We start from the raw sequence: 24,093 nt of genomic DNA, 5'->3' as shown, positions 1-24,093 counted from the left end.
TTGGCCAAGGACGCGAAATCAGCCAATTCCGCCTACACTTTCGTCGACCACAAGTTCGACGTGGTGATCGTCGGCGCCGGCGGCGCCGGCCTGCGCGCCACGCTCGGCATGGCCGAGCAGGGCCTGCGCACCGCCTGCATCACCAAGGTGTTCCCGACGCGCTCGCACACGGTGGCGGCGCAAGGCGGCATCGCCGCCTCGCTCTCCAACATGGGCCCGGATTCCTGGCAGTGGCACATGTACGACACCGTCAAGGGCTCGGACTGGCTGGGCGATGTCGACGCCATGGAATACATGGTGCGCGAGGCGCCGGCCGCCGTCTACGAGCTCGAGCATTACGGCGTGCCGTTCTCGCGCACCGAGGAAGGCAAGATCTACCAGCGGCCGTTCGGCGGCCACATGATGAACTACGGCGACGGCCCGCCGGTGCAGCGCACCTGCGCCGCCGCCGACCGCACCGGCCACGCCATCCTGCACACGCTCTACGGCCAGTCGTTGAAGAACAACGCTCAGTTCTTCATCGAGTATTTCGCGCTCGACCTGATCATGGAGCCGGACGGCACCTGCACCGGCGTCGTCGCGTGGAACCTCGACGACGGCACCATCCACCGCTTCTCGGCCAAGATGGTGGTGCTTGCGACCGGCGGCTACGGCCGCGCCTATTTCTCGGCGACGTCGGCGCATACCTGCACCGGCGACGGCGGCGGCATGGCGGCCCGCGCCGGGCTGCCGCTGCAGGACATGGAGTTCGTGCAGTTCCACCCGACCGGCATCTATGGCGCCGGCTGCCTGATCACCGAGGGCGCGCGCGGCGAAGGCGGCTACCTCGTCAATTCCGAGGGCGAGCGCTTCATGGAGCGTTACGCGCCGTCGGCCAAGGACCTCGCCTCGCGCGACGTCGTCTCGCGCTGCATGACGCTGGAGATCCGCGAGGGACGCGGCGTCGGCAAGAACAAGGACCACATCTTCCTGCACCTCGACCATCTCGATCCGGCGGTGCTGCACGAGCGGCTGCCCGGCATCTCGGAGTCGGCGAAGATCTTCGCCGGCGTCGACCTCACCAAGGATCCGATCCCGGTGCTGCCGACGGTGCACTACAATATGGGCGGCGTGCCGACCAACTACTGGGGCGAGGCGCTCAACCCGACAGCCGCGAGCCCGGACAGAGTGTCGCCAGGCCTGATGGCGGTCGGCGAGGCCGGCTGCGCCTCGGTGCACGGCGCCAACCGGCTGGGTTCCAACTCGCTGATCGATCTCGTCGTGTTCGGCCGCGCCGCGGCGATCCGCGCCGGCCAGGTGATCGACCGCAAGTCGGCAATCCCGTCGCCGAACGAAGCCTCGGTCGAGAAGATCATGGACCGCTTCGACCGGCTTCGCCACGCCAACGGCTCGACGCCAACGGCGGTGCTTCGCGAAAAGATGCAGAAGGCGATGCAGGAAGACGCGGCGGTGTTCCGCACGCAGGAATCGTTGGAAAACGGCTGCAAGCGCATTTCGCAGATCTGGGGCGAGCTCAAGGACATAAAAGTGTTCGACCGCTCGATGATCTGGAATTCGGATCTGGTCGAGACGCTGGAGCTGGAAAACCTGATGGCCAACGCCATCACCACGGTCTACGGCGCCGAGGCGCGCAAGGAGAGCCGCGGCGCGCATGCGCGGGAAGATTTCTCGGCCCGCGACGACGCCGCGTGGCGCAAGCACACGCTGGCCCATCTCAGCGAGGACGGCAAGGTGACGCTGACCTATCGCCCGGTGCACACCGAGCCGCTCTTGGCCGAAAAGGACGGCGGCATCAGCCTTGCCAAGATTGCGCCGAAGGCCAGGGTGTACTGACGATGGCGCTGGCGGCAACGGGATATTCCGGCACCCCGCTTCCGGCCAAGCTCGGCCTGAAGGACGGCATGGTCGCCGCCTTCATCGCGCTGCCGCCGGAGCTGGATGATCTTGCCGGAGCCGTGGACTTTGCCGCGATCGACCGGCTGGCCGACTGGTCGGAGATTTCAGGCCGCCAGAAATACGATGCCGTGCATGCCTTCACCCGGCAGCGCGCCGAGATCGAGGACGGCCTTGCCGGCATCGAGACGGCGATCAAGCGCGATGGCATGGTCTGGGTTTCATGGCCGAAGAAGGCGTCGAAAGTGGCGACCGACGTCACCGAGGACGTCATCCGCGCCGAGGCGCTGAAGCGCGACCTGGTCGACGTCAAGGTTGCCGCCGTGAATGAAATCTGGTCCGGGCTGAAGCTCGTCATCCGAAAGGACCGCAGGTAAATGGTCGAACTCACGCTTCCCAAGAATTCGAAAGTTCAGCAGGGCAAGACCTGGCCGAAGCCGGAAGGCGCCACCAATCTTCGCGAATACCGCATCTACCGCTGGTCGCCGGACGATGACGAGAACCCGCGCATGGACACCTATTTCGTCGACATGGACGATTGCGGACCGATGGTGCTCGACGCGCTGCTCTACATCAAGAACAAGATCGACCCGACGCTGACGCTGCGCCGCTCCTGCCGCGAAGGCATTTGCGGCTCCTGCGCCATGAACATCGACGGCTCCAACACGCTCGCCTGCACCAAGGGCTGCGACGACATTTCCGGCGCGGTGAAAGTCTATCCGCTGCCGCATATGCCGGTGATCAAGGACCTGGTTCCCGACCTCACCAATTTCTATGCCCAGCACGCCTCGATCGAGCCGTGGCTGAAGACGGTGTCGCCGGAGCCGGCCAAGGAATGGCTGCAGAGCCATGAGGACCGCGAGAAGCTCGACGGGCTCTACGAATGCATCCTGTGCGCCTGCTGCTCGACGTCCTGCCCGAGCTACTGGTGGAACGGCGACCGCTATCTCGGCCCGGCGGTGCTCTTGCAGGCCTATCGCTGGCTGATCGACAGCCGCGACGAGGCCAAGGGCGAGCGGCTCGACAATCTCGAGGACCCGTTCCGGCTCTATCGCTGCCACACCATCATGAACTGCGCGCAGACCTGCCCCAAGGGGCTCAATCCCGCCAAGGCGATCGCCGAGATCAAGAAGATGATGGTGGAGCGGCGGGTTTAGGCTGCGAATGAAGCCACTGCCTGACGATTTCGCGCCGGAAGCGATTACGGCGATCCGCGCGCGGCTGGAGATGGCCCGGGCGCAAGGGGCAAATGTCCTGTTCGCCATCGAAAGCGGCAGCCGCGCCTGGGGCTTCCCGTCTCCGGACAGCGATTATGATTGCCGTTTCCTCTACCTCCGCCCGGTCGCCGACCACCTCGTGCTGGAGCAGGCGCGCGACGTGATCGAGTTCCCCATCGAGGGCGAGATCGACGCCGGCGGCTGGGATTTGCGCAAGGCGCTACTGCTGGCGCTCGGCGGCAACGCCGTCGTTGTCGAATGGGCGAAATCGCCAATCGTCTACGAGGAGGTTCCGGGCTTCCGGCAGCGTCTTCTCGACCTGCTTGCCGAGATCGTCGACCCGGTCAGGGTTTCGCGGCATTATCTCGGCCTCGCGCGTTCACATGTCGCCAGGATCGGCAGCATCGCCGGCGAGGTGAAGCTCAAGAAGCTGTTCTATTTCATCCGTCCGATCGTCGCGCTCGACTGGATGGAACAGCGCAGCTTTGCCAGCCTGCCGCCGATGAACATGCTCGACTGCCTGGCCGAGACGGTGATCCCGACACGAGCAGGCGAGGAGATCCTCCGGCTGATCGACAGGAAACGTGAGACACGCGAGCTGGGGACCGGCCCTATCCCGGTCGAGATCGCGCGCTATCTGGAAGCGCGCTATGGTCATCACGAAATGAACTTGGCCGGTTCGGTCCGGGACGAGGCTCGGCAGGCCTACAACCGCGCCTTGGCAACGGCTTTTTATCGTCGGGAGGCAGAACGGCAATGAGCGAAGACCTTCCCATCCTCTCTCCCGCCGAAGCGCGCGTGCTCGGCTGCCTGATCGAGAAGAAGGAGTTAACGCCGGATGTCTATCCGCTGACGCTCAATGCCGCGCTTGCCGCCGCCAACCAAAAGACGGCGCGCGAGCCGGTGATGGCGCTGGAACAGACCGAGGTTCACCGGGCCCTGAAGCTGCTCGAGCAGAAGGGGCTGGTGCGGCAGATGTTCGGTTCGCGCGTGGAGCGCTATGAGCATCAGATGGCGCAGCGATTCTCGCTGACCACGCCGCAGACCGCCTTGGTCGGGCTGCTCCTGTTGCGCGGGCCGCAGACCGCATATGAGCTGTTGGCGCGAAGCGAGCGCATGGCGCGGTTTTCGTCGATCGAGGATCTGCGCGGTGAACTCGACATGCTGATCGGCCGGCGACCGCCGCTCGTTCAGGAGATACCGCGCGGGCCAGGCCAGCGCGAAGATCGCTATGTGCATCTGCTCGCAGGGCCGGTGGACGTGTCGGCGGTCGCGGCGGCGCCGTGGCAGCCGGCTGCGTCAGCGTCGGATGCCGATCTAGAGGCCAGGGTGCGGGCGCTGGAAGAAGAGGTCGCGGCTTTGCGGGCGAAGATCGAGGCGCTGGGCGGGTAGCCAATCAGATACCTTGTCGCGAGGCCCCCCTCTCTGTCCTGCCGGACAGAGAGGGGGGCGAAGGATCGCTGCCCCTCAAACGAAAACCCCAATCACCCCAGTTTCGCGTCGAGCGTAACCTTGATGGCGCCGAGCGCCTTCGAGACCGGGCATTCGGCCTTGGCCTTCTCGGCCAGCTCCTTGAACTTTGCCGCGTCGATGCCCGGCACCTTGCCGACCACGGTGAGAGCGCTGCCGGTGATGCCGGTGCCGGGCACCAGCGTCACCACCGCCTTGGCGTCGAGTTCGGTGGCGGGCGTGCCGTTCTCGGCGAGGAAGTGCGAGAACTGCATGGCGTAGCAGCCGGCGTGCGCGGCGGCGATGAGCTCCTCCGGGTTGGTGCCGGATTTGCCGCTCTCGTCCTCGAAGCGCGCCTTGAACGAATAGGGCGTGCCTTTGAGCGCCCCGCTCTGGCTGTCGAGCGTGCCCTTGCCTTCCTTCAGATTGCCTTTCCAGACGGCGTTCGCGGTGCGGTCCATGAAATCCTCCTTGATCGTCGGGGTTGCGCCGGCAGAGCGCCGGCGATCCCCCGAACTATAGCGCGGGCACGCGCGAAGGCCACCGCGCTCTTGGAGCGGCGGCGTCCAAAATCCTTTTTTAAAAAAACCGCCTGCAAAAATGTCGACTTCCATCAGGCTCGACCGTCCTGCGGGCGGCCACGGATTTCGCGGCCGGATGGAGGCTCACATGGACAATCTGTTTTTCGCGCTGTGGAAATGCCCTGGGCACAAGGCCGGGCGACAGGAAGACTATTGGCTCGATCCGCCGCCCTCCGGCTTCGGCCGGCTGCTGGCGGCGGTCGCCATCATCGGCATCGCGGCATGCCTTCTCGATCATGCGGCGGCGTTCGGAGGCGCGGCTGACACCATCATCACCGCATCCTATGGTCCATCACAACACGGGAGATCGGAATGAGATATGTCTGCCTGGTCTATGGCGAAGAACAGAGCCTGTATGCGTTGACCCCAGAAGGATCGGCCAAGCTAGACGCCGATTCGCTGGCCTATGACAGATCGTTGGATCAACAAGGCAAGCTGATCATCGCGCAGGCGCTGCAATCGGTGAAGACGTCGAAGAGCGTGCGGCGGCGCAACGGGAAAAGACTGGTCACCGACGGCCCGTTCGCCGAGACCAAGGAGCAGTTGCTCGGCTTCGTCATGATCGAGGCCGAGACCCTCGACGAGGCGCTGGAGATCGCCGGCGACATTCCGCTGGCCGAACTCGGCACCATCGAGGTCAGGGCGATCTACGACATACCGGGCTCATAGCCGGTCGCCGCTGGTTCATGCAGGTCGGCGGATCATGTCCGCCGCCTTCTCGGCGATCATCACCACGGGCGAGGCGGTGTTGCCGGAGACGATGCGCGGCATGATCGAGGCGTCGATGACGCGCAGACCCTCGACACCGGTCACGCACAGGTCGGGGCCGACGACGGCGCGATCGTCGACGCCCATTCGGCAGGTGCCGACCGGATGAAAGATCGTCGTTGCGATCGAGCCGATCTCGTGCAGCAGGTCGTCGTCGGACTGGTGGGCGAGACCGGGCAGGATTTCCTCCGGATGGAAGTCGGCAAGCGCCTTTGCGGTCATGATCTTGCGCGCCTGGCGCACCGAGCGCAGCGCGATCTCGCGGTCGCGCACCGTCGAGAGGTAGTTCAGCCGGATTTCCGGCTGCACGGCCAATTCAGGTGTCGTGGCATGTACGGAGCCGATGCTGTCGGGCCGCAAATTGCAGACCGACATGGTGATCGCGGGGAACGGGTGCAGCGGGTCGCCCAGCCGGTCCGTCGACAAGGGCTGGACGTGGTATTCCAGGTCCGGCGTCTCCATCGACGGATCGGATTTGCTGAACATGCCGAACTGGCTTGGCGCCATCGACATCGGCCCCGACCGGGCAAACGCATATTGCAGCGCGATCCGCGCCTTGCCGGTCAGGCTGTTGGCAAGGGTGTTGAGCGTCAACGCCGACGACACTTTGTAGACGGTGCGGATCTGCAGGTGATCCTGCAGGTTCTCACCGACATCGGGGCTGGCGTGAACCAAATCGATGCCGAGCGAGGCGAGGCGATCCGGCTGGCCGACACCGGAAAGCTCCAGCAGTTTCGGCGTGTTGATCGCCCCGGCCGTCAGCAACACCTCTCGGCCGGCGCTGGCCTGGCGTGCCTCGCCGCCGGCGAGGTAGCTGACCCCGGCAGCCCGCTTGCCCTCGAACAGCACCTTCTCGACATGCGCCTTGGCGACCAGCCGCAGGTTGGGCCGCCGCAGCGCCGGGCGCAGGAATGCCTTGGCGGTGTTCCAGCGCACGCCCTTGCTCTGGTTCACCTCGAAGAAGCCGGAACCCTCATTGTCGCCGTCGTTGAAATCCTCGCGCGGCATGATGCCGAATTCCTTCGCCGCTTCCTGCACCGTGTTCAGGATCGGCCAGGACAGGCGCTGCCGCGCCACTTTCCATTCGCCGCCGGAACCATGCAGCCTGGTCTCGCCGCCATGATGGTCCTCGGATTTGAGGAAATAGGGCAGTACGTCGTCCCAGCCCCAGCCGACATTGCCCATCTGCCGCCAGCCATCATAGTCCGCGGCCTGGCCACGCATGTAGATCATGCCATTGACCGAGGTGCAGCCGCCCAGCACCTTGCCCCTGGGATAGACCAGCGAGCGGCCGTTCAGGCCGGCTTCCGGCGCCGTCTTCATCATCCAGTCGGTGCGCGGATTGCCGATGCAATAGAGATAGCCGACAGGAATGTGCACCCAGTGGTAATTGTCGCTGCCGCCGGCCTCGAGCAGCAGCACGCGCGTCGCCGGATCTTCGCTCAGGCGGTTGGCCAGCACGCAGCCGGCGGTACCCGCGCCGACGATGATGTAGTCGTAGTCGCCGTCCAGCCTTGGGGTCATTCTGCTGCTCTGCCTGGTCCTGCGGCCTGTTCGGTCCAGAACGATCGCAGCGTATCGGCGAGGCCGCAATAGGCGCGATAACGCCTGGCATAGTGACGCTGCATGGCCGGATCCGGACGGTAGGCGGCGCGCGGACGGGTCATGGCGTCGACGCCGGACTCATAGTCGGCGAACAGTCCGACCGCCACGCCGGCGCCAATCGCCGCGCCAAGCGCGCCGGTCTCGCGGGCTTCAGGAACGGTGATCGGCACGCCGAGCCCGTCGGCGAAGATTTGCGGCCAGTGCTCGCTGCGTGAGCCGCCGCCGGACAGCACCGCCTTGTCGAAGCCGACGCCGGCGTCTTTCAACACATCGATGTGGCGCCGGTGCTCGAACATCACGCCTTCGAACAGCGCGCGCAGCAGATGGCCTTCGCTGTGCCAGCCGGCCAGCCCGTAGAAGCCGGCGCGGAACTCGGCGCTCTGGCCCGAGCCGTAGAGGAACGGGTGGAAAATCGGGTCGTCCCAGGCCGGCGTTACTTCGCCGACAGCCGCGTTGCAATGGCCGAACGGGTCGCCGAGGTGGCTGCCGCGCTCGACGAATTCACGCACGTACCATTCAAGATTGGCGGCCGATGTCGCGCTGGATTCGATGTTGACGAAGCGTCCGGGGCCGAACCGCGCCACCATGAAAACATCGGGATCGACAACCGGCGCGGTGGAGAAAACCTGGTTGACCGACCACGTGCCGGCAATGATCGAGGCTTCGCCGGGGCGCACGACGCCGGCCCCCATGGCGCTGGCGACGACATCGAAATAGCCGGCGATGACCGGCGTGCCTTCTGCCAGCCCGGTCTCTTCGGCCGCGCTGGCGGTGACCGCGCCGGCAATGTCGGCACTGTCGAGTAGCCGCGGCAGTTTTTCCTGCGCGTCCTCGATGCCGTAGAGCGCCAGAAGCTCGGCATCATAGACGCCTTCGGGCATGCGGACGAGGCCGCAGCCGGACATGTCGGAGACATCGCTCACCTGCTCTCCGGTGAGGCAAAAGGCGATGAAATCCTTGCACAGCATCGCCGTGCCGGTCGCGGCATAAAGGTCGGGGTCATGCTGCTTGACCCAGGCCAGCAAGGTTGGCGTCTGCGCCGGCCAGGGCTTTTGCAGGCAGATCGCGTGCAGGGCGCCGGCATTGCGCGAAGCCAGCTCCTTCGCCATGCCGGCGGCGCGGGTGTCGAGCGACTGGATGCCGATCAGCGGGGCGCCGGCGCGGTCGATCAGATAGAGGCCGTTGCCATGGCCGGCGCAGCCGACAGCGGCGATCTGGCGCGCGTCGATACCAGCCTGCGCAATGCAGCGGCGGATGGCGTCGCGAGCAACGGCCCACATATCGCCGAGGTCGCGTTCGACATAGCCGGGCTGCGGCGTGTGCGAGCCCCCGGCGACGGTGTGCATGGCGACCTGCCGCCCGGCGAGGTCGAACAGCACTGCCTTGATGATGGTGTTGCCGGCGTCGAGACCGAGCAGATATGCGGCCTGATCAGCCATTGTTGTAGATATCCCAGGCCTCTTCGCCGCCGGCGTCCTTGTGGATCATCGCCATCAGCGCGTTGACCACCGCCTTCGGGTTGGCATGCTGATAGATGTTGCGGCCATAGACCAGCCCCTTGGCGCCTTGTCTGAGCAGGGCCGACGATTTTGCCAGCACCGTCCTGAGGTCGTCCTTGCCGCCGCCGCGCACCAGCACCGGCACGCGCGCGGCCTCGACGACGCGGTGGAAATCCTCAGGCCGGTCGGTCGGATCGGCCTTGATGATGTCGGCGCCCATTTCGGCGGCGAGCCGCACCAGGGTGACGATCTTCTCGGCGTCGCCGTCGACCTGATAGCCGCCGCGCACATCGTTGGGCAGCATCACCAGCGGCTCGATCATCAAGGGCATGCCGTATCTGTGGCAGGCGGCGCGGACCTTGCTGATGTTTTCGACGCATTGGCGAAACAGCTCCGGCTCGTCAGGCAGCATGAACAGGTTGACGACGACGCAGGCCGCATCCATCTCCAGCGCGCCGATGATCGGCTCGTCATGGTTCTGCAGCATCGACCACATCACGCGGTGGCGCTGGACATTGTAGGGATTGCCCATATCGATGCGCATGACCAGCGCCGGCTTGTTCTTGTCCGGCCGCGATTGCAGCAGATCGGCCTGCCCGTAGGCGAGCTGCAGCGCGTCCGGTCCTGCCGCGACCAGCGTGTCGATGACGCGCGGCATGTCCTCCAGGCCGACGAGAAAACCCGGCTCATTGCAGACGCCGTGATCGAGCGCCACGTCGAGGCAATTGCCGTTGGTGAACATCCGGTTCATGCGGGCCTTGGCGCTGACCTTCATCTTCTGCTCCTGAAATCGTGCGTTGGTCGAGCATCTCCTGCGAGACGCCGTGATAGGTGTCGAGTTCGGCAACCAGGCTTTGCACCTCGCCGTCGCGCTGTCGATCGCTCCAGCCGCGCTCGGCGGCCACTGCCTCGGCGATGCGTTCGATGGCCGCCATCGAGATGTCGCCGCGAATGGCAAGCGATGTGCGGCGCAGGACAAGATCGGACAGGCAGGTCACGAACTCATGCCGGGTCAGGTAGACGATTTCGGCTGCCGTCGTTTCGGTCCTGCCGTCCAGCCTGATATCGTCGGGACGCCCGACGCAAAACAGGGCGATGTCGCGCGCACCGCTGCCGTAGCGGTCGACAAGATAGGCGGCGCGGTCGCCGCTGAGCGTGAACTCGCCAGCCAGATCGGCCGCCAGCGCCGCCGGATCCCCGGGAAAGCCGAGGCCGCCGCCGATCGGCATGGTCAGCGTGCCGCAAAGGCGTTCGCGGCCAAGCTCGGCCAGCACTGCATCGGCCGCCTGTTCGGCGAAGGCGCGGAAGGTTGTCCATTTGCCGCCGATCATGCAGAACTGCGGGATGTCGCCGGCAATGCGATGCACGGAATGGCCGCGCGAAATCCTGCCGGTGAAGGCATGGTCGCTCTTCGGCAGCGGCCGGATGCCGCTATAGGTGAATACGACGTCGGAGGCGTGAACCGGAATAGCCGGAAAGACCAGCCGCGCCGCCGCCAGTATGTAATCGGCTTCCGCCGGTTCGCAGCGCACGCGGCTGGCCTCGCTGACGCGAATATCGGTCGAGCCGACCAGCACCTTGCCGAGATAGGGAAACATGATGCAGATCCGGCCGTCGGCGTTCTCGAAGAAAATCATGTGGCCGCCAAGGGCCTGGTAAAGCGGCTCGTTGTCGAGGATGAGGTGCGAGCCCTTGGTGCCCTCGACGAGCGGTGCCGCGGGCTTTCCGGATGCGTCGAGCCGGGCGATCGCCGAATCGAGCCATGCGCCCGTCGCGTTGACGATTGCCTTGGCGCTGACAGGGAAGCGCTCGTCGGTAGTCATGTCGGTAAGTTCGAAGGCCGAACCGGCGCGCGTGATCTGGGCGCGGTTGAGCGCGAGGCTGTCGGGCGCGAGGCGTCCGGCATCGAGCAGCAGTTCGATGCCAAGCCGTTCCGGATAGCTGATCCAGGCGTCGTAGTAGGTGGCGGAAAAGCGCAGTTTCGGGTCGAGCGCCGGCCATTGCGCGAATGTCGTCCTGGCGCCGCGGAACTTGTGGCGCGGCAGCACCCGGCGCTTGCGCGTCGTCCAGTCGTAGAGCGCGAGCCCCGCCTTGATCGCCAGCGCGCCGCGGCTGGAAGGCGCCTCGGAAAGCCCGAGAAAACCGGCCGCGCCGTTCATCAGACCGGAGAAGACGGTGCGGATCGGAATCGTCGTCGGCAATGGCCGCACCATGTGCGGCGCATTGGCCAGCAGCGCATCGCGCTCGCGCAACGATTCCTGCACCAGGCCGAACTCGCCATTCTCGAGATAGCGCAGACCGCCGTGGATCATGCGCGAAGGGGCCGCGCTGCAGCCCGAGCAGAAATCGCTGCGCTCGACCAGCAGCACCTTGAGGCCCTGCAGCGCCAGTTCGCGGAAAACGCCGATGCCGTTGATGCCGCCGCCCACGACGACGACATCGAACGCGCCATTGTGGCGGATCTTGTCGAGGATGAGGCTTCTCTGGTCAGGCATGGCTTCGCCGTTCGGCCGTCCGGCGGACGGCAGCTCGATTTGTTTCGGATTCACAGGTGGCGATCAGGCGTCGAGATTTGTCAGATGGCGGCTGGCGGCCTCGCTGATCTGGCTGATCTCCTGTCCGGACAATCTGATGCGGCCGGCCTGCGCGTTCTCCCTGGCCTGCTGCGGGCTGCGGGCGCCGCAAAGCGAGAAGGTGATGCCCGGCTGCTGCAGCGTCCAGGCGATGACGATCTGCGCCTCGCTCGCGCCGTGTGCCTCGGCAATCGGCCGTATCTCTTCCATCAGCGTCGCGACCTTGCGGCGGTTGGCCTGCGAGAACCACGGATTGTCCTTGCGCTGGTCATCGCCGGTAAAGACGCGGTCCGGACCGATCCTGCCCGACAACAGGCCGAGCGCCAGCGAGGAGTAGCTGAGCACGGACACATTGTTGTCCGCGCAGAAAGGCAACAGGTCGCGCTCCATGTCGCGCACCACCATGCTGTATTGCTGCTGGACCGCGTCGAGCTGGCCGGCGGCGAGATAGGCTTCGACATCCGCAACCCCGACATTGCTGGCGCCGATGGAGCGGATCTTGCCCTGGGTCTTGAGGCGATCGAGCGCTTCCATGGTCTCGGCGACCGGCGTCGTCGAATCCTGCCAGTGGGTAATATAGTGGTCGATGTGGTCGGTGCCGAGACGGCGCAGGCTCTGCTCCACTTCGTAGACCACGGAGTCGGCGCCGAGATAGCGATGCACCGGCGCGCCGTCATAGTCGAAGAAGTGATTGCCCTTTTTTGCGTGCCAGATCAGTCCGAGCTTGGTGGCCAGCACGACCTCGCCGCGGCGTCCCTTGATCGCCTTGCCGACGATTTCCTCCGACAGGCCCTGGCCGTAGGCCGGCGCGGTGTCGATCAGCGAAACGCCTTCGTCGATCGAGGCGCGGATGGTGTCGATGGACTGCGCCTCGTCGGTGCCGCCCCACATCCAGCCGCCGATGGCCCAGGTGCCGAGACCGATCGCGGAGGCGGAGATTCCCGACGCGCCAATGGTGCGCGTCAACATTTCAGGCGACATTGCGTAGGCTCCCCGCATTGTTCAGGACTGCGTTGGCCGTTTCTTCGTCGACGACCAGAGACTTGAGATAATTGCCGCGCAGCGCGGCGCGGATCGGCCCGACCTTTTCGGCGCCGCTGGCGACGCCCATCACCGTCCGGCAGCGACCGAGCTCCGAAGGCGCCAGCGCCACCAGGCGGTCGTTGGGCGGGTAATCCGCCAGCGTGCCGTCATCGCGGATCAGATGCGCAAGGAACTCGCCGACCGCGCCGCTGGCGGCCAGCTTTTCGCGGTCGGGGTCGAGGCCTGGGCGAAGGTCGTAGTAGCTCGACCCAGGCGTCTGGATCGAGCCGATGCCGACCAGCGCGATCGCGGCCTTGCGCGCCAGGTCGAAGATCTCGCGCACCGACGCCATCTCCAGAAGCAGGTCGCGCTGCTCCCGGCTCTCGGCGAACAGCGGCGCATGCAGGAGCATGCTGGAACCGCCGAGCCGCTCGGCGAGGCGCGTCGCCAGATGGTTGACGTCGGTATAGTGCTTGCCCTGGACGCCGCCGGTCAGCGGCACGACGGTGACGTCGAAGGCGCGCTCCGGCTGCAGGTTCTCGGCGAGAGCGCTGATCGCCTTGCCGCCGGTAATGGCGATGACGTCGCCGTCGCGCAAGGTCTCGAGCAACTGGTTGGCCGCCGCGCGCCCCACCTGCTGCAGCGTGCTTTCGGGACTGCCGGCCACGGTCGGCGTCACGATCGCTCCTGCCAGGCGGGCAATTTCGATCAGCTGCTTTTCGATATCGACCAGGGCCTGGAACGGGCTCTCGACGGCGATCCTCAGCATGCCGAGCTTGCGCCCCTGGGCGATCAGCCGATTGACCTTGGACGCCGACAGGTTGAGCGCTGCGGCGATGTCGTTCTGCTTTATGCCGTCGACGAAATGCAGCACCAGCACAGTGTGGATCTGCCGGATCGTCTCGAAATCTTCCCTGCTGTCCGCCATCTCAGCCCCGCCGCTTGTTGAAGTAATAGTCGGCGGTGACCGCCGTCAGCAGAATGGACCCGCGGATGATGTCCTGCCAATAGACGGACACGTCGAGCAGGGCGAGCGAGCTTGAAACGACGGACAAAAGGACGGTGCCGAGGATGGCGCCGAGAATGGTGCCGATGCCGCCGGTCAGGCTGGCGCCGCCGATCACCGCGGCGGCGATGACGTTCAGCTCCATGCCGGCGCCGAATGTCGGCTGGGCCGAGCCGAAGCGGGCCATGTAGATGACGCCGGCAAAGCCGCACAATGTCGAGCACAGCGTCGTGGTCAGGAACACGACTTTCCTGGTGCGGATGCCGGAGTAGGCCGCCGCCTTCTCGTTGCTGCCGGTGTAGAAGACTTTGCGGAACATCGTCGTGCGGCGCAGCATGAAGTCGGACAGGATGACGAAGACGATGAAGATGATGATGACGACCGGAATGCCGCCGACCGCGCCCTGGCCGATGAACTTGAACTCAGGCGGCAGAGTGTAGAGCCCGAGCGGGCGGCCGCCGGTGCCGAGCAGGCAGAGCCCGCGTGCAATCACCATCACCGCCAGCGAGACGATGAAATGATGCAGCCCCACTCTGGTGACGAAGAATCCCATGAAGGCGCCGATGGCAGTGCACGCCGCTATCGCGACCAGCGACGCCAGCCAAGGGTCCATCCCGTTGAGGAAAAGCAGGCCGGCGACCACCATGGCGAGCGCGGTGACCGAACCGACCGACAGGTCGATGCCGCCGGAAATCAGCAGGATCGTCATGCCGACCACGACGATGCCTTCCACGGCGAAGGCCATCGCCATCGCCCGCATATTGTCCCAGGTCAGGAAATAGGGCGATGCGAACGACATGACGCCAAACAGCACGGCGATGATGAGGATCAGGCCGGTCTCACGCATCCTGATCAGGCCGCCGAACCTTGCGCCGAGCCCCATCCGGGCAGCTTGCGTCGTGCTATCCATACTGTCCCCCACGATGCTCATGCCGCGCTCCGTTGCCGGCCTTCATCGGCAAGCGATGCCAGGACCATGATGTTTTCTTCCGTCATCTCAGCCCCCGCGACTTCGCCGGTGATGCGTCCCTCGCGCACGATCAGCACCCGGTCGCAGATACCGATCAGTTCCGGCAGCTCGGAGGAGATGACCACGATGCCGACGCCATCGCGCGCCAGCCTGCGCAGGATGCGATGAATTTCGGCCTTGGCGCCGACGTCGACGCCGCGCGTCGGTTCGTCGAGGAAGATCACCTTCGGGTCGACCGACAGCATCTTGGCGATCGCCACCTTCTGCTGGTTGCCGCCCGACAGCGTCGAAACCGGCTGACCGACATGGCCGCATTTCAGCGACAGCTGCTTGCCGATCGTTTCCGCTCGCTGCTTCTCGCGCCGCTCGTTGATGAGGCCGGAGCGCGTGGCGATCCTGTCGACCGCGAGCGCGGAGATGTTGGCGGCGATCGACATGTCGAGGAATAGCCCGTCACCCTTGCGGTCCTCTGACAGGTAGACGATGCCCGCGGCGATGCTGTCGCCGTAATGGGTCAGCGACAGGCGCTTGCCGCGCAGGATGACATCGCCGGTCACCTCGCCTTCGAGCCGGCAGATGCCCTTGACGATCTCGCTGCGGCCGGCGCCGATCAGGCCGCCAATGCCCAGGATCTCGCCCTTGCGCAATTGAAAGCTGATGTCGCGGAAGGCAGTCGCCTCGCAGAGACCCGGCGATCTCGAGCAGTATGTCTTCGGACCTTTCGTCGTCGCGCAACTTCTCGGGATAGAGGCTGTCGATGACGCGGCCGACCATGGAGGCGACCACTTGTTCGGGAGTCGTCCCTGCAATGTCGAGCGTGGTGATGTAGCGGCCGTCGCGCAGCACCGTGACGCGGTCGCAATTGTCGAAGATCTCGGCCATGCGGTGCGAGATGTAGATGATGCCGATGCCTTCGCCGGCAAGCTGGTGAATGATCTCGAACAGTTTTTGCGCCTCGCGCTCGGTTAGCGCCGCCGTCGGTTCGTCGAAGATGAGGATGCGGCAATCGAGCGTCAGCGCCTTGGCGATCTCGACCAGCTGCTGCTGGGAAATGGACAGATTACGCACCGTCGCGGCCGGATCGATGTTGCCAAGCCGCGCCAGGATCGCCGTCGCGCGCTTCTCGAGGTCGCGGTAGTTCATCAGCAGCGCCTTGCTGGCGTTGGTGATCGACATGAAGATGTTCTCGGCCACCGAGATATCGGGGCACAGCGCGATCTCCTGGTGCACAAAGCCGATGCCAAGCTTCTGCGCCGCCAGCGGCGAAGGGATGGAGACAGAGCGGCCATCGACCTGGATGTCGCCGCTGTCCGGCGCCAAGATGCCGTCGATCACCTTCATCAGCGTCGACTTGCCGGCGCCGTTCTCGCCGGCAATGGCGTGGATTTCACCGGCGCGCAGCTCGAATCCGACATCGCGCAAGGCACGGACAGGGCCGAACGATTTGCTGAGGCCGGATATTTTGAGGAGGACCGGGGTTTCCACTGAGGTTCTCGCCTGCTCAGGAATGGTTGAGGCAACCGCGCCGGACGGCGCGGCTGCCCGCGGGACGGATCAGCTTGGATCGCGGCCTTGCATGTATTTGTTCAGGTCGAACGAGTCGGCGTTCTCCTTGGTGATGACGGCGAAGCCGTTATCGGCGAAGGGGATGCTCATCGGATTGTAGCCCGACGTCTTGTAGTCGTTGAACGGGTCGATCAGCTCCGGATGCGCCGCCATGAAGGTGGCGACGAAGCCGAGATAACCCTGCATGCCCTGGTTGGGGCTCAGCGCCATGTGGATGTTGCCGGCCTTGATCTGCTCCAGCGTCGCCGGGGTGATGTCGGCATGCATGATCAGCACCTTGGCCTTGGCCTCGAGGACGGCGGCGACCGCGCCCTCGGCCGAGCCGGCTTCGGGAATCCACAGCGCCTTCAGGTTCGGATTGGCCTGCAGCATCGAGGCCACCGCCTTGTTGGCGACATTGGCGTCCTGGTTGGAGGCCTGGCGGCCCACCAGCTTCATCTTCGGATAGTTCTTGGCGAGATAGTCGATGAAGGCGGTGACGCGCAGGTCGTGGTTGCTCTGGCCGGGGTTCTCCAGCACGCCATATTCGGCGTCGTCGCCGACCTGCTTGACGATCTCCTCGGCGGCGAATTTGGCTTCCGCCAGATTGTCCGAGGTGATGTAGGAGACGCGCTTGGATTTCGGCGAGTCGGCGGCGAAAGTGACGACGGTGGTGCCGTTCTCGACGGCGCGGTTGATCGGCTCGATGAACGGGTCGGCCTGCATCGGGTGCAGCAGCACGCCGGCCGGCTTCTTGATCAGATCCTGTTCGAATGAGGCGATCTGCTTGGCGATGTCGTAGTCAGGCGTGCCCGAAAACACGGTCTTGCAGCCCATCGCCTGGGCCGCCTGCTTGAAGCCCTGATAGACCGGCACCCAATAGGGATGCGCGGACACCATGACGTTCATCACATAGGTCTCGTCCGGCTTGCACTGAAACTTGCTCTCTGCCGACGCCGCGCCTGGCATAGCCAAGGTCAGCGTCATCATGGCGGCGCTCAATGCACCCGCCAGCCCAATCCTGTTCATTCTCTCCTCCGGGTTCCCCGACGATGAAAGCCTCGTCGTATCAGCTTTGCAAGAAATTTCAGCACTTGAAATCTCTGGCAACGTTGAATACGGCGGGATTTGTTGCGTGTCAACGATATTGCACGAAATATCACGGTGTGAAATTTCTTGCAGGCGCGCGATGTCAGCCAAACTGCAGTGTCATCGGCGCGGCTGCGTCGTTTGCCTTGCGGGTGAGCGACCAAAAGCCAGGACATTCGATCGGTGTGCGGATGCTTGCAGGGAACACCTCTCACCTCTGCACCGGTCGCAATTCTTGCGTGTTGAAGCAACGGCGCAGTTCTCTTATTGTCGCCGGAGTTTTCCGGGGGGATTTCGACATGCCTTTCCTGCTTGCTATCCTTGGCGTGTTGGGAGCGGCCGCGTTCTGGTGGTACCGGATGAAGGCCATGAACGAGGCCGCGCGCGAGGTCGCCGACGTCGTCGGCCGCGTTCAGGGCAACATCCGCCGCAAGAAGCTGCGCAAGCAGGCTGCGCTGTCGCCGCTGACGGCGATCGACAATCCGGTGGTGGCGGCGGCGACGCTGATCACCGCCATCGTGTCGGAACAGGGCCCCATCCTGCCGCAGCGCGAAGCCGTCATCCGCGAAGTGATTTCGGGGATTTCGGATGGCCAGAAGAAGACCGACGAGGCCGTCGTCTACGCCAAGTGGGCAGCGGCGCAGATTGATGACACCACGATCGTCATCGACAAGCTGGCGCCGTTCCTGCGCGAGCGCCTCGACCCGCACGAGCGGGAAGATCTGCTGCAGATGCTCAATCGTGTCGCAAAGGGCGGCGAGCAGAGCCTGAAGATACCGGACCAGCGAATTTTGCGGCTGCGGCAGAAGCTCGGCTTCGAGGTCAATTGACGCCAGCTGGCCGGCCGTTCCTTGTCGTCACCGCGGCAAATGCTGCTCGAACCAGAACGATGAGTGGCGTCGCGAGATGGTTCCCACCGACGGCAAGGGAAAATGCGATGTCATGACGATGCGTCCGCTTTCCGAGCAAGCCTCCAGGAATGCCCAGCGCGTCCGGCGCGCCTGGTCGGGGTCTGCGTCGTACCGAAAGTTCCAGTCGGGGTATATGCACTGCATCGGCCAGTGCATGAGATCGCCGGAGAACACCGCCCCTATGCCGAGAGATCTCAGTCCGATGGCAACGTGTCCCAGGGTGTGGCCGGGCGTCGGCTCCAGCCGCACTTCCTTGTCGAGTTCATGGTCCATGTCGACAAACACCGCCCGACCAGCCTCGACGATTGGCAGCACATTGTCCTCATAGGTCCGTGTGGCATCGCCAGAGGCCGCCTGTGCGGCCTCGAACTCACGCCGCGCCATGATGTAGCGGGCGTTGGGGAATGTCGGTATCCAGCGACCGTCCACCAATCGAGTGTTCCAGCCGCAATGATCGACATGAAGATGGGTGCACAGCACAAAGTCGATCTGCTCGGGAGCGACACCTGCATTCGCCAACCGCTGCAAGAACGTGCCGTCATTGCGGCGGTGCCAATGCGGGAAATCCGCGATTGTCTTGTCGTTGCCAACGCAACCGTCGACCAGGATGGTGTGGCGCCCGGTACGAACCAGAAAACTCTGGATGGGAAGAATAATCCGCCCGGTTGCCGGCGATATCGATCGAGGCGTGAGCCAATGAAGATGCGGTTCGAGTGCTTCGTCGGTGCAGTCGGGGAACCATTCCGACGGCGTCCGCAGTGGGTCGCACATCTCCAGAATTCTGGTTACCCGGATATTTCCGATTCTCCAGTCGTCCAATGAAGCGCCCCTGCTTCGGTCGAGGATGGATCGACCAAGGATATCATATGTAGCCGGCCGGTGTCAGACGCGCGCTGGAAAGGAGCGCCGGCGATCGACGCCATTTGGCACCAGCAATGCATTCCGCCATGGTGTGCAGCCGCTTGGGCAAGGGCATGGGCCAAGACAAAGACACAGCGCGGTTCGCTTCAGATCGCCTCGCCCTTCAACAGCCTCGGCGTGTCGCCGGACAGGCCCGAGGCCTGGCGGATGAAGAAGTCCTTCAGCTTCGGCATGCGCTCGACGAGGCCGAGGCCGATGTCGCGTGCCGCACGCAGCGGGCCGACGTCGTTGGAGAACAGCCGGTTCAGCACGTCGGTGGTGACGCCCATCTGGACGGTGTCGAAGCGGCGCCATTGCTGGTAGCGCTCGAGCACGTCGAGCGCGCCGATATCCTGGCCGAGCCGGTCGGCCTCGACCACCACCTCGGCCAGTGCCGCCACATCCTTGAAGCCGAGGTTGAGGCCCTGGCCGGCAATCGGATGGATGCCGTGGGCGGCGTCGCCGGCAAGCGCGATGCGAGATGCGACGAAGGCGCGGGCAAGGGTCAGCCCGAGCGGCCAGGCGCGCGGCTTGTCGGCGACGTGGATCTCGCCGAGCTTGAGGCTGAAACGCAGCTCCAGCTCGTGCTCGAAAACGAGGTCGTCGCCCTCGACCAGCTTTTGCGCATCCTCCGAGCGTTCGACCCAGACGATCGAGGAGCGGTTGCGGCCGTCCTTGTCGGGCTTCAGCGGCAGCGTGGCGAAGGGGCCGGCGGGCAGGAAATGCTCTTCGGCGCGGCCATTGTGCGGCCGCTCATGCGCCACCGTGCAGACGATGCCGGATTGGCCATATTCCCACTTCACCGTCTTGATGCCGGCCATCTCGCGCAGCTTCGAGTTGACGCCGTCGGCGGCGATCAGCAGCCGCGCCTTCAGCGTCGCCCCGTCGGCCAGATGCACGGTGATGCCGGCGCCGTCGGTCTCGAAGGCGCTGACGGCGAGGCCCTCGATGATGTCGATGCCGAGTTTTTCGGCGCGCCGGCGCAACGCGCCGTTCAGGTCCCGGTTGGCGACCATATGGGCAAAGGGCTCGCCAGGCGCCACTTCGCCGTCGAAGGTCAGGAATACCGGCCGCACCGGATCGGCGGCGCGCGAATCGGTGATGATCATCTCGGTGATCGCCTGCGCCTGCGGCGCGATCTCGCTCCAGACGCCGAGCTGCTCCAGCATGCGGCAGGCAGCGGCGGCAATCGCCGAGGCGCGGCCATCCTTTTGCCAGACGCCGGCGGGCGCGGCATCGACGACGGCGACGGCGAGGCTTGGACGCGCCTGTTTCAGCGAAACCGCGCTGGCCAGGCCGACATAGCCGGCGCCGGCGACGAGCACGTCGAGCGAGGCCCTCGATCCCGCATCTGCCTTACGGTCAACCATTGGCAAGTTCCTTTCGCGGCTCTGGAGCGCCTGGCCTTGACTGCCCGCCCTTCCTGTCCGAAACCGCCATAACATCTTTTGCGGCTGGAGCGCGAAACATGACGGCGGCCATGGACGAGCTTCTCGACATTCTCGACCTCGAGCAGCTCGAACACAATCTGTACCGTGGTCGCAGCCCCAAGCTCGACTGGCAGCGCGTCTTCGGCGGCCAGACCATCGCGCAGGCGCTGGTCGCCGCCCAGCGCACGGTCGAGCCCGAGCGCCACGTGCACTCGCTGCATGGCTATTTCATGCGGCCGGGCGACACCAAGGTGCCGATCATCTACGAGGTCGACCGCATCCGCGACGGCGGCTCCTTCACCACCCGCCGCGTCGTGGCGATCCAGCACGGCCAGGCGATCTTCTCGCTGGAGGCCTCCTTCCAGCAGGACGAGATCGGCCTCGAGCACCAGGTGCCGATGCCGCAGGACGTGCCGGCGCCTGACAATCTGCTGAGCCAGCGCGAACTGCTCGGCAAGTTCGGCGAGGCGGTCCCCGACGGCATCAAGCGCTACTGGGAGCGCGACCGGCCGATCGAGATGAAGCCGGTGATGCTGAAGCACTATACCAGCCGGGAAAAGCTGGAGCCGAAGCAGAACATCTGGATCCGCACCACCGGCCCGGTGCCGGCCGATCGCGCAAGCCAGGCCGCGGTGCTCGCCTATCTTTCCGACATGACGCTGCTCGACACCTCGACTTTCGCGCATGGCCGCGCCATTTTCGACCGCGACATCCAGGCGGCGAGCCTCGACCACGCCATGTGGTTCCATCGCAGCCACGCGCTCGACGACTGGATCCTCTACACGCAGGACAGCCCCTCCACGCAAGGCTCGCGCGGCTTCACGCGCGGCTCGCTGTTTGCCCGCGACGGCACGCTGATCGCCTCGGTCGCCCAGGAAGGGCTGATCCGGCTGAAACGTTGAGCAATAGCCGGCTTCCGGTTCAAGCCTGCCGAATGGGCATTTTTGAAAATTTGCCTATTTTTTAATCATCTGTCTTGCCGCGCCGCTCGACAGCTGACGTCGCCGGCCTCTCCAATCTCTTTGTTTGCAACAGGTTAACGGGCTGCTTCGGCAATTGGCACGGAGCTTGAATCCTTGTGGGCACTTACCGGCTCTCATTGGGATCGGTGAAGGTGTGCAAACGCGGGGGACCGCAACAGCAAAGGGTGAAACCTTATGAAAATCGTGATGGCAATCATCAAGCCGTTCAAGCTCGATGAGGTGCGCGAAGCGCTCACCGCAGTCGGCATCCAGGGCCTGACCGTCACCGAAGTCAAAGGCTACGGGCGTCAGAAGGGACATACGGAAATCTATCGCGGCGCGGAATACGCGGTCAGCTTCCTGCCCAAGATCAAGATCGAGGTCGCGGTCGGTGCCGACACGGTCGACAAGGCCGTCGAAGCCATCACGTCGGCAGCCAAGACCGGTCAGATCGGCGATGGCAAGATCTTCGTCTTCGGCATCGACCAGGCGGTGCGCATCCGCACCGGCGAAACAGACACCGACGCGCTCTGAGCGGCGATCACCCATTCCAACGGAGAGTTCAATGAATATTCCTTCCACCTTGAAGACGACGGGGCGCGCGGCCGCGCTCGGCGCGCTCGCCCTGACAGCCCTGGGCACGGTTGCCGCCTTCGCGCAGGAAGCGGCTCCGGCAGCCGCCGCCGCAGCGCCGGCAGCTGCGCCGACGCCGGTGCTCGATACCGGCAACACCGCCTGGATGCTGACCTCGACGGCGCTGGTGCTGATGATGACCATTCCGGGCCTGGCGCTGTTCTACGGCGGCATGGTGCGCAAGAAGAACGTGCTCGCCACCATCATGCAGAGCTTCGCCATCACCTGCCTGGTGACGGTGCTGTGGTTCATGTTCGGCTACTCGCTGGCCTTCTCCGACGGCGGCAGCACGAACGCCTATGTCGGCGGCTTCTCCAAGTTCTTCCACCACGGCATCACCACCTCGACACTGTGGCTGCCCGGCGTGGCGAACATCCCTGAATTCGTCTTCTCGATGTTCCAGCTGACCTTCGCCATCATCACCCCGGCGCTGATCGCCGGCGCCTTCGCCGAACGCATGAAATTCTCGGCGCTGCTCATTTTCATGGGCCTGTGGCTGGTGTTCGTCTATGCGCCGATCGCGCACTGGGTGTGGGGCGGCGGCTTCCTTGGCACGGCAGGCGTTCTCGACTTCGCTGGCGGCACGGTCGTCCACATCAACGCCGGTGTCGCGGGTCTCGTCTGCGCGTTGGTGCTCGGCAAGCGCGAGGGCTACGGCACCGCCAACATGGCGCCGCACAACCTCGTCTACTCGGTCATCGGCGCTTCGCTGCTGTGGGTCGGCTGGTTCGGCTTCAACGCCGGTTCGGAACTGGCTGCCGACGGCCTCGCCGGCGCGGCGATGCTGAACACCCAGGTCGCCACCGCGGCTGCGGCGCTCGCCTGGATGTTCGCCGAATGGATCATCGCCAAGAAGCCCAGCGTGCTCGGCATCATCTCGGGCGCCGTCGCCGGCCTCGTCGCGGTGACGCCGGCTTCCGGCTTCGTCAATCCGACCGGCGCCTTCATCATCGGCATCGTCGCCGGCGTCGTCTGCTACATCTCGGCGGTCAAGGTGAAGCACATGCTCGGCTATGACGACTCGCTCGATGCCTTCGGCGTGCACGGCGTCGGCGGCATCGTCGGCGCGCTGCTCACCGGCGCGCTGGCCGATCCGGAGATCAACGCGCTCGGCAAGGGCGCCTCGGTCGGCACCCAGATCTACGGTATCGTCTTCACCATCCTGTGGACGGCGATCGCGACCTTCGTGATCCTCTACATCGTCAAGGCGCTGGTTGGCCTGCGTCCGAGCACCCAGGAAGAGATCGAAGGCCTCGACATCAGCCAGCACGGCGAAGTGGTGCCGTAAGGCTATCGACATCCGGCGCCGGCATCCTCCCGCCGGCGCTTCAGAAGAATCCCGTCGTGACGCTCCGAAAGGTGCTCACGCATTGAGGCCCGGAAACATCTTCCGGGCCTCCTTTTTTGGAGAATCGTGCGCCTCGGAGAGGCAAGAGAGGAATCGTTTTTGACGCGATCACGGTCGCGTGATGTGCCAGCGGGAAGAAACATAGGGCCTTCCGGCTCCGTACTGGGGGTAGCGACCGCCGTTCCGGCGCTCGTTAAACATCAGGGAAGGAACCAACCGATGAACATCAAGACCATCTTCCTCGGGGCACTCGCTCTCTCCATGGTCAGCGGCGCCGCGTTGGCCGGTGCTCTCGACGAACCGGACAACATGGCGCCGTTGTTCACCGATGCCGGCATGAAAACCATGAAGCCGGAGGCCGATTTCAAGGCGGCCTGGGCTGCGATGGCCAAAGACAAGCAAGACATGATGATGAAGGAGTGCCAAGACGCGGCGATGAGCAAGCCTCACGCCGAATTCTGCGCCAACCTGATGATGTATGCCGGTCACAAGTGATTGCGAAAGAGATAGGCCCGGACGGGCCCGTCGACTCGCCATCCCAATGAGCAATGGCGGGCCGAACGGCCCGCCATTGTCGCCCGACCGATAAAGCCGGCTTCAATCCCCGCGCGCTGCATCCATAGCGAACGACCCGTCGAGTCTTGCGGGAGCATCAAGCGAACGTGATTCAGAGTGATTGAGTTCGGCTCCG

The 24,093-nt window shown here is 64.8% G+C and carries 23 protein-coding genes and 1 pseudogene; 12 read left to right on the top strand and 12 right to left on the bottom strand.

Features of this window, described 5'->3' with window-relative positions; all coding sequences use genetic code 11:
* The 5 genes from sdhA to EN786_RS17260 are packed head-to-tail and all read left to right on the top strand — an operon-like array spanning position 1 to position 4,502.
* Complete coding sequence (gene sdhA, locus EN786_RS17280; RefSeq protein WP_127282069.1) at positions 1-1,833, top strand: succinate dehydrogenase flavoprotein subunit; 1,833 nt, start codon at positions 1-3, stop codon at positions 1,831-1,833.
* 2 nt (positions 1,834-1,835) lie between these two features.
* A complete protein-coding gene (locus EN786_RS17275; protein WP_127282068.1) occupies positions 1,836-2,270 on the top strand; it encodes a DUF3052 family protein in 435 nt (144 codons plus the stop codon).
* Positions 2,271-3,050 carry a succinate dehydrogenase iron-sulfur subunit gene (locus EN786_RS17270; RefSeq protein ID WP_127282067.1) on the top strand — a complete coding sequence of 260 codons (780 nt, stop codon included), beginning with the start codon at positions 2,271-2,273 and terminating at the stop codon, positions 3,048-3,050.
* A gap of 7 nt (positions 3,051-3,057) precedes the next feature.
* A complete protein-coding gene (locus tag EN786_RS17265; protein ID WP_127282066.1) occupies positions 3,058-3,870 on the top strand; it encodes a nucleotidyltransferase domain-containing protein in 813 nt (270 codons plus the stop codon).
* Positions 3,867-4,502, top strand: a complete 636-nt coding sequence (locus EN786_RS17260; protein WP_127282065.1) for a DUF480 domain-containing protein — start codon at positions 3,867-3,869, stop codon at positions 4,500-4,502. Before EN786_RS17265 ends, EN786_RS17260 begins: the two co-directional genes overlap by 4 nt.
* 92 nt (positions 4,503-4,594) lie before the next feature.
* On the opposite strand, the gene EN786_RS17255 is transcribed toward EN786_RS17260, so the two are convergent.
* Positions 4,595-5,020, bottom strand: coding sequence for an OsmC family protein (locus EN786_RS17255; protein ID WP_127282064.1), 426 nt, complete (start codon positions 5,018-5,020; stop codon positions 4,595-4,597).
* Positions 5,021-5,228: 208 nt separating this feature from the next.
* On the opposite strand from EN786_RS17255, the gene EN786_RS17250 reads away from it, so the two are divergent.
* Positions 5,229-5,456, top strand: coding sequence for a hypothetical protein (locus EN786_RS17250; protein ID WP_127282063.1), 228 nt, complete (start codon positions 5,229-5,231; stop codon positions 5,454-5,456).
* Positions 5,453-5,809, top strand: coding sequence for a YciI family protein (locus EN786_RS17245; RefSeq protein ID WP_127282062.1), 357 nt, complete (start codon positions 5,453-5,455; stop codon positions 5,807-5,809). The genes EN786_RS17250 and EN786_RS17245 overlap by 4 nt, the downstream gene beginning before the upstream one ends.
* A 15-nt stretch (positions 5,810-5,824) precedes the next feature.
* Here EN786_RS17245 and EN786_RS17240 read toward each other — a convergent pair whose 3' ends face one another.
* From EN786_RS17240 to EN786_RS17200, 9 genes and pseudogenes are all read right to left on the bottom strand, one after another.
* Complete coding sequence (locus EN786_RS17240) at positions 5,825-7,432, bottom strand: GMC family oxidoreductase N-terminal domain-containing protein (protein WP_127282061.1); 1,608 nt, start codon at positions 7,430-7,432, stop codon at positions 5,825-5,827.
* Entirely contained in the window at positions 7,429-8,952 is a 1,524-nt protein-coding gene (locus EN786_RS17235; RefSeq protein ID WP_127282060.1) for an FGGY-family carbohydrate kinase, read from the bottom strand. The genes EN786_RS17240 and EN786_RS17235 overlap by 4 nt, the downstream gene beginning before the upstream one ends.
* The gene (locus EN786_RS17230; RefSeq protein ID WP_127282059.1) at positions 8,945-9,787 is read right to left on the bottom strand and encodes a class I fructose-bisphosphate aldolase; all 843 of its coding nucleotides are present in this window, start codon (positions 9,785-9,787) and stop codon (positions 8,945-8,947) included. Before EN786_RS17230 ends, EN786_RS17235 begins: the two co-directional genes overlap by 8 nt.
* Complete coding sequence (locus EN786_RS17225) at positions 9,699-11,507, bottom strand: glycerol-3-phosphate dehydrogenase/oxidase (protein WP_127282058.1); 1,809 nt, start codon at positions 11,505-11,507, stop codon at positions 9,699-9,701. Before EN786_RS17225 ends, EN786_RS17230 begins: the two co-directional genes overlap by 89 nt.
* Before the next feature lie 63 nt (positions 11,508-11,570).
* Positions 11,571-12,566: an aldo/keto reductase gene (locus EN786_RS17220; protein ID WP_127282057.1), complete on the bottom strand. Its 996-nt coding sequence runs from the start codon at positions 12,564-12,566 to the stop codon at positions 11,571-11,573.
* Positions 12,556-13,536 carry a sugar-binding transcriptional regulator gene (locus EN786_RS17215; RefSeq protein ID WP_127310224.1) on the bottom strand — a complete coding sequence of 327 codons (981 nt, stop codon included), beginning with the start codon at positions 13,534-13,536 and terminating at the stop codon, positions 12,556-12,558. Before EN786_RS17215 ends, EN786_RS17220 begins: the two co-directional genes overlap by 11 nt.
* Position 13,537: 1 nt before the next feature.
* Complete coding sequence (locus EN786_RS17210; RefSeq protein WP_245478257.1) at positions 13,538-14,497, bottom strand: ABC transporter permease; 960 nt, start codon at positions 14,495-14,497, stop codon at positions 13,538-13,540.
* Between the two features lie 44 nt (positions 14,498-14,541).
* Positions 14,542-16,069: pseudogene (locus EN786_RS17205) on the bottom strand (sugar ABC transporter ATP-binding protein).
* Between the two features lie 69 nt (positions 16,070-16,138).
* Positions 16,139-17,119, bottom strand: coding sequence for a substrate-binding domain-containing protein (locus tag EN786_RS17200; RefSeq protein WP_245455752.1), 981 nt, complete (start codon positions 17,117-17,119; stop codon positions 16,139-16,141).
* 62 nt (positions 17,120-17,181) lie between these two features.
* On the opposite strand from EN786_RS17200, the gene EN786_RS38660 reads away from it, so the two are divergent.
* Positions 17,182-18,048 carry a hypothetical protein gene (locus EN786_RS38660; protein WP_245478256.1) on the top strand — a complete coding sequence of 289 codons (867 nt, stop codon included), beginning with the start codon at positions 17,182-17,184 and terminating at the stop codon, positions 18,046-18,048.
* Positions 18,049-18,075: 27 nt separating this feature from the next.
* Here EN786_RS38660 and EN786_RS17190 read toward each other — a convergent pair whose 3' ends face one another.
* Complete coding sequence (locus EN786_RS17190; RefSeq protein WP_127310223.1) at positions 18,076-18,948, bottom strand: MBL fold metallo-hydrolase; 873 nt, start codon at positions 18,946-18,948, stop codon at positions 18,076-18,078.
* Between the two features lie 188 nt (positions 18,949-19,136).
* Complete coding sequence (locus EN786_RS17185; RefSeq protein ID WP_128345964.1) at positions 19,137-20,399, bottom strand: ubiquinone biosynthesis hydroxylase; 1,263 nt, start codon at positions 20,397-20,399, stop codon at positions 19,137-19,139.
* A gap of 98 nt (positions 20,400-20,497) precedes the next feature.
* Between EN786_RS17185 and tesB the strand changes: the two genes are divergently transcribed.
* The 4 genes from tesB (at position 20,498) to EN786_RS17165 (ending at position 23,897) form a co-directional block, all read left to right on the top strand.
* Positions 20,498-21,361 carry an acyl-CoA thioesterase II gene (tesB, locus tag EN786_RS17180; protein ID WP_127309649.1) on the top strand — a complete coding sequence of 288 codons (864 nt, stop codon included), beginning with the start codon at positions 20,498-20,500 and terminating at the stop codon, positions 21,359-21,361.
* A 255-nt stretch (positions 21,362-21,616) separates the two neighbouring features.
* A complete protein-coding gene (locus EN786_RS17175) occupies positions 21,617-21,955 on the top strand; it encodes a P-II family nitrogen regulator (RefSeq protein WP_127283490.1) in 339 nt (112 codons plus the stop codon).
* Between the two features lie 31 nt (positions 21,956-21,986).
* Positions 21,987-23,342, top strand: coding sequence for an ammonium transporter (locus EN786_RS17170; RefSeq protein WP_127283491.1), 1,356 nt, complete (start codon positions 21,987-21,989; stop codon positions 23,340-23,342).
* 279 nt (positions 23,343-23,621) lie between these two features.
* Complete coding sequence (locus EN786_RS17165) at positions 23,622-23,897, top strand: hypothetical protein (protein WP_127309647.1); 276 nt, start codon at positions 23,622-23,624, stop codon at positions 23,895-23,897.
* Positions 23,898-24,093: the final 196 nt, after the last annotated feature.

This window comes from Mesorhizobium sp. M4B.F.Ca.ET.143.01.1.1 (genome assembly GCF_004792275.1).
Taxonomy (GTDB): Bacteria; Pseudomonadota; Alphaproteobacteria; order Rhizobiales; family Rhizobiaceae; genus Mesorhizobium; species Mesorhizobium abyssinicae.
Note: the sequence above shows the minus strand (reverse complement) of the source record. Positions and strands in the feature narration are given on the sequence as shown.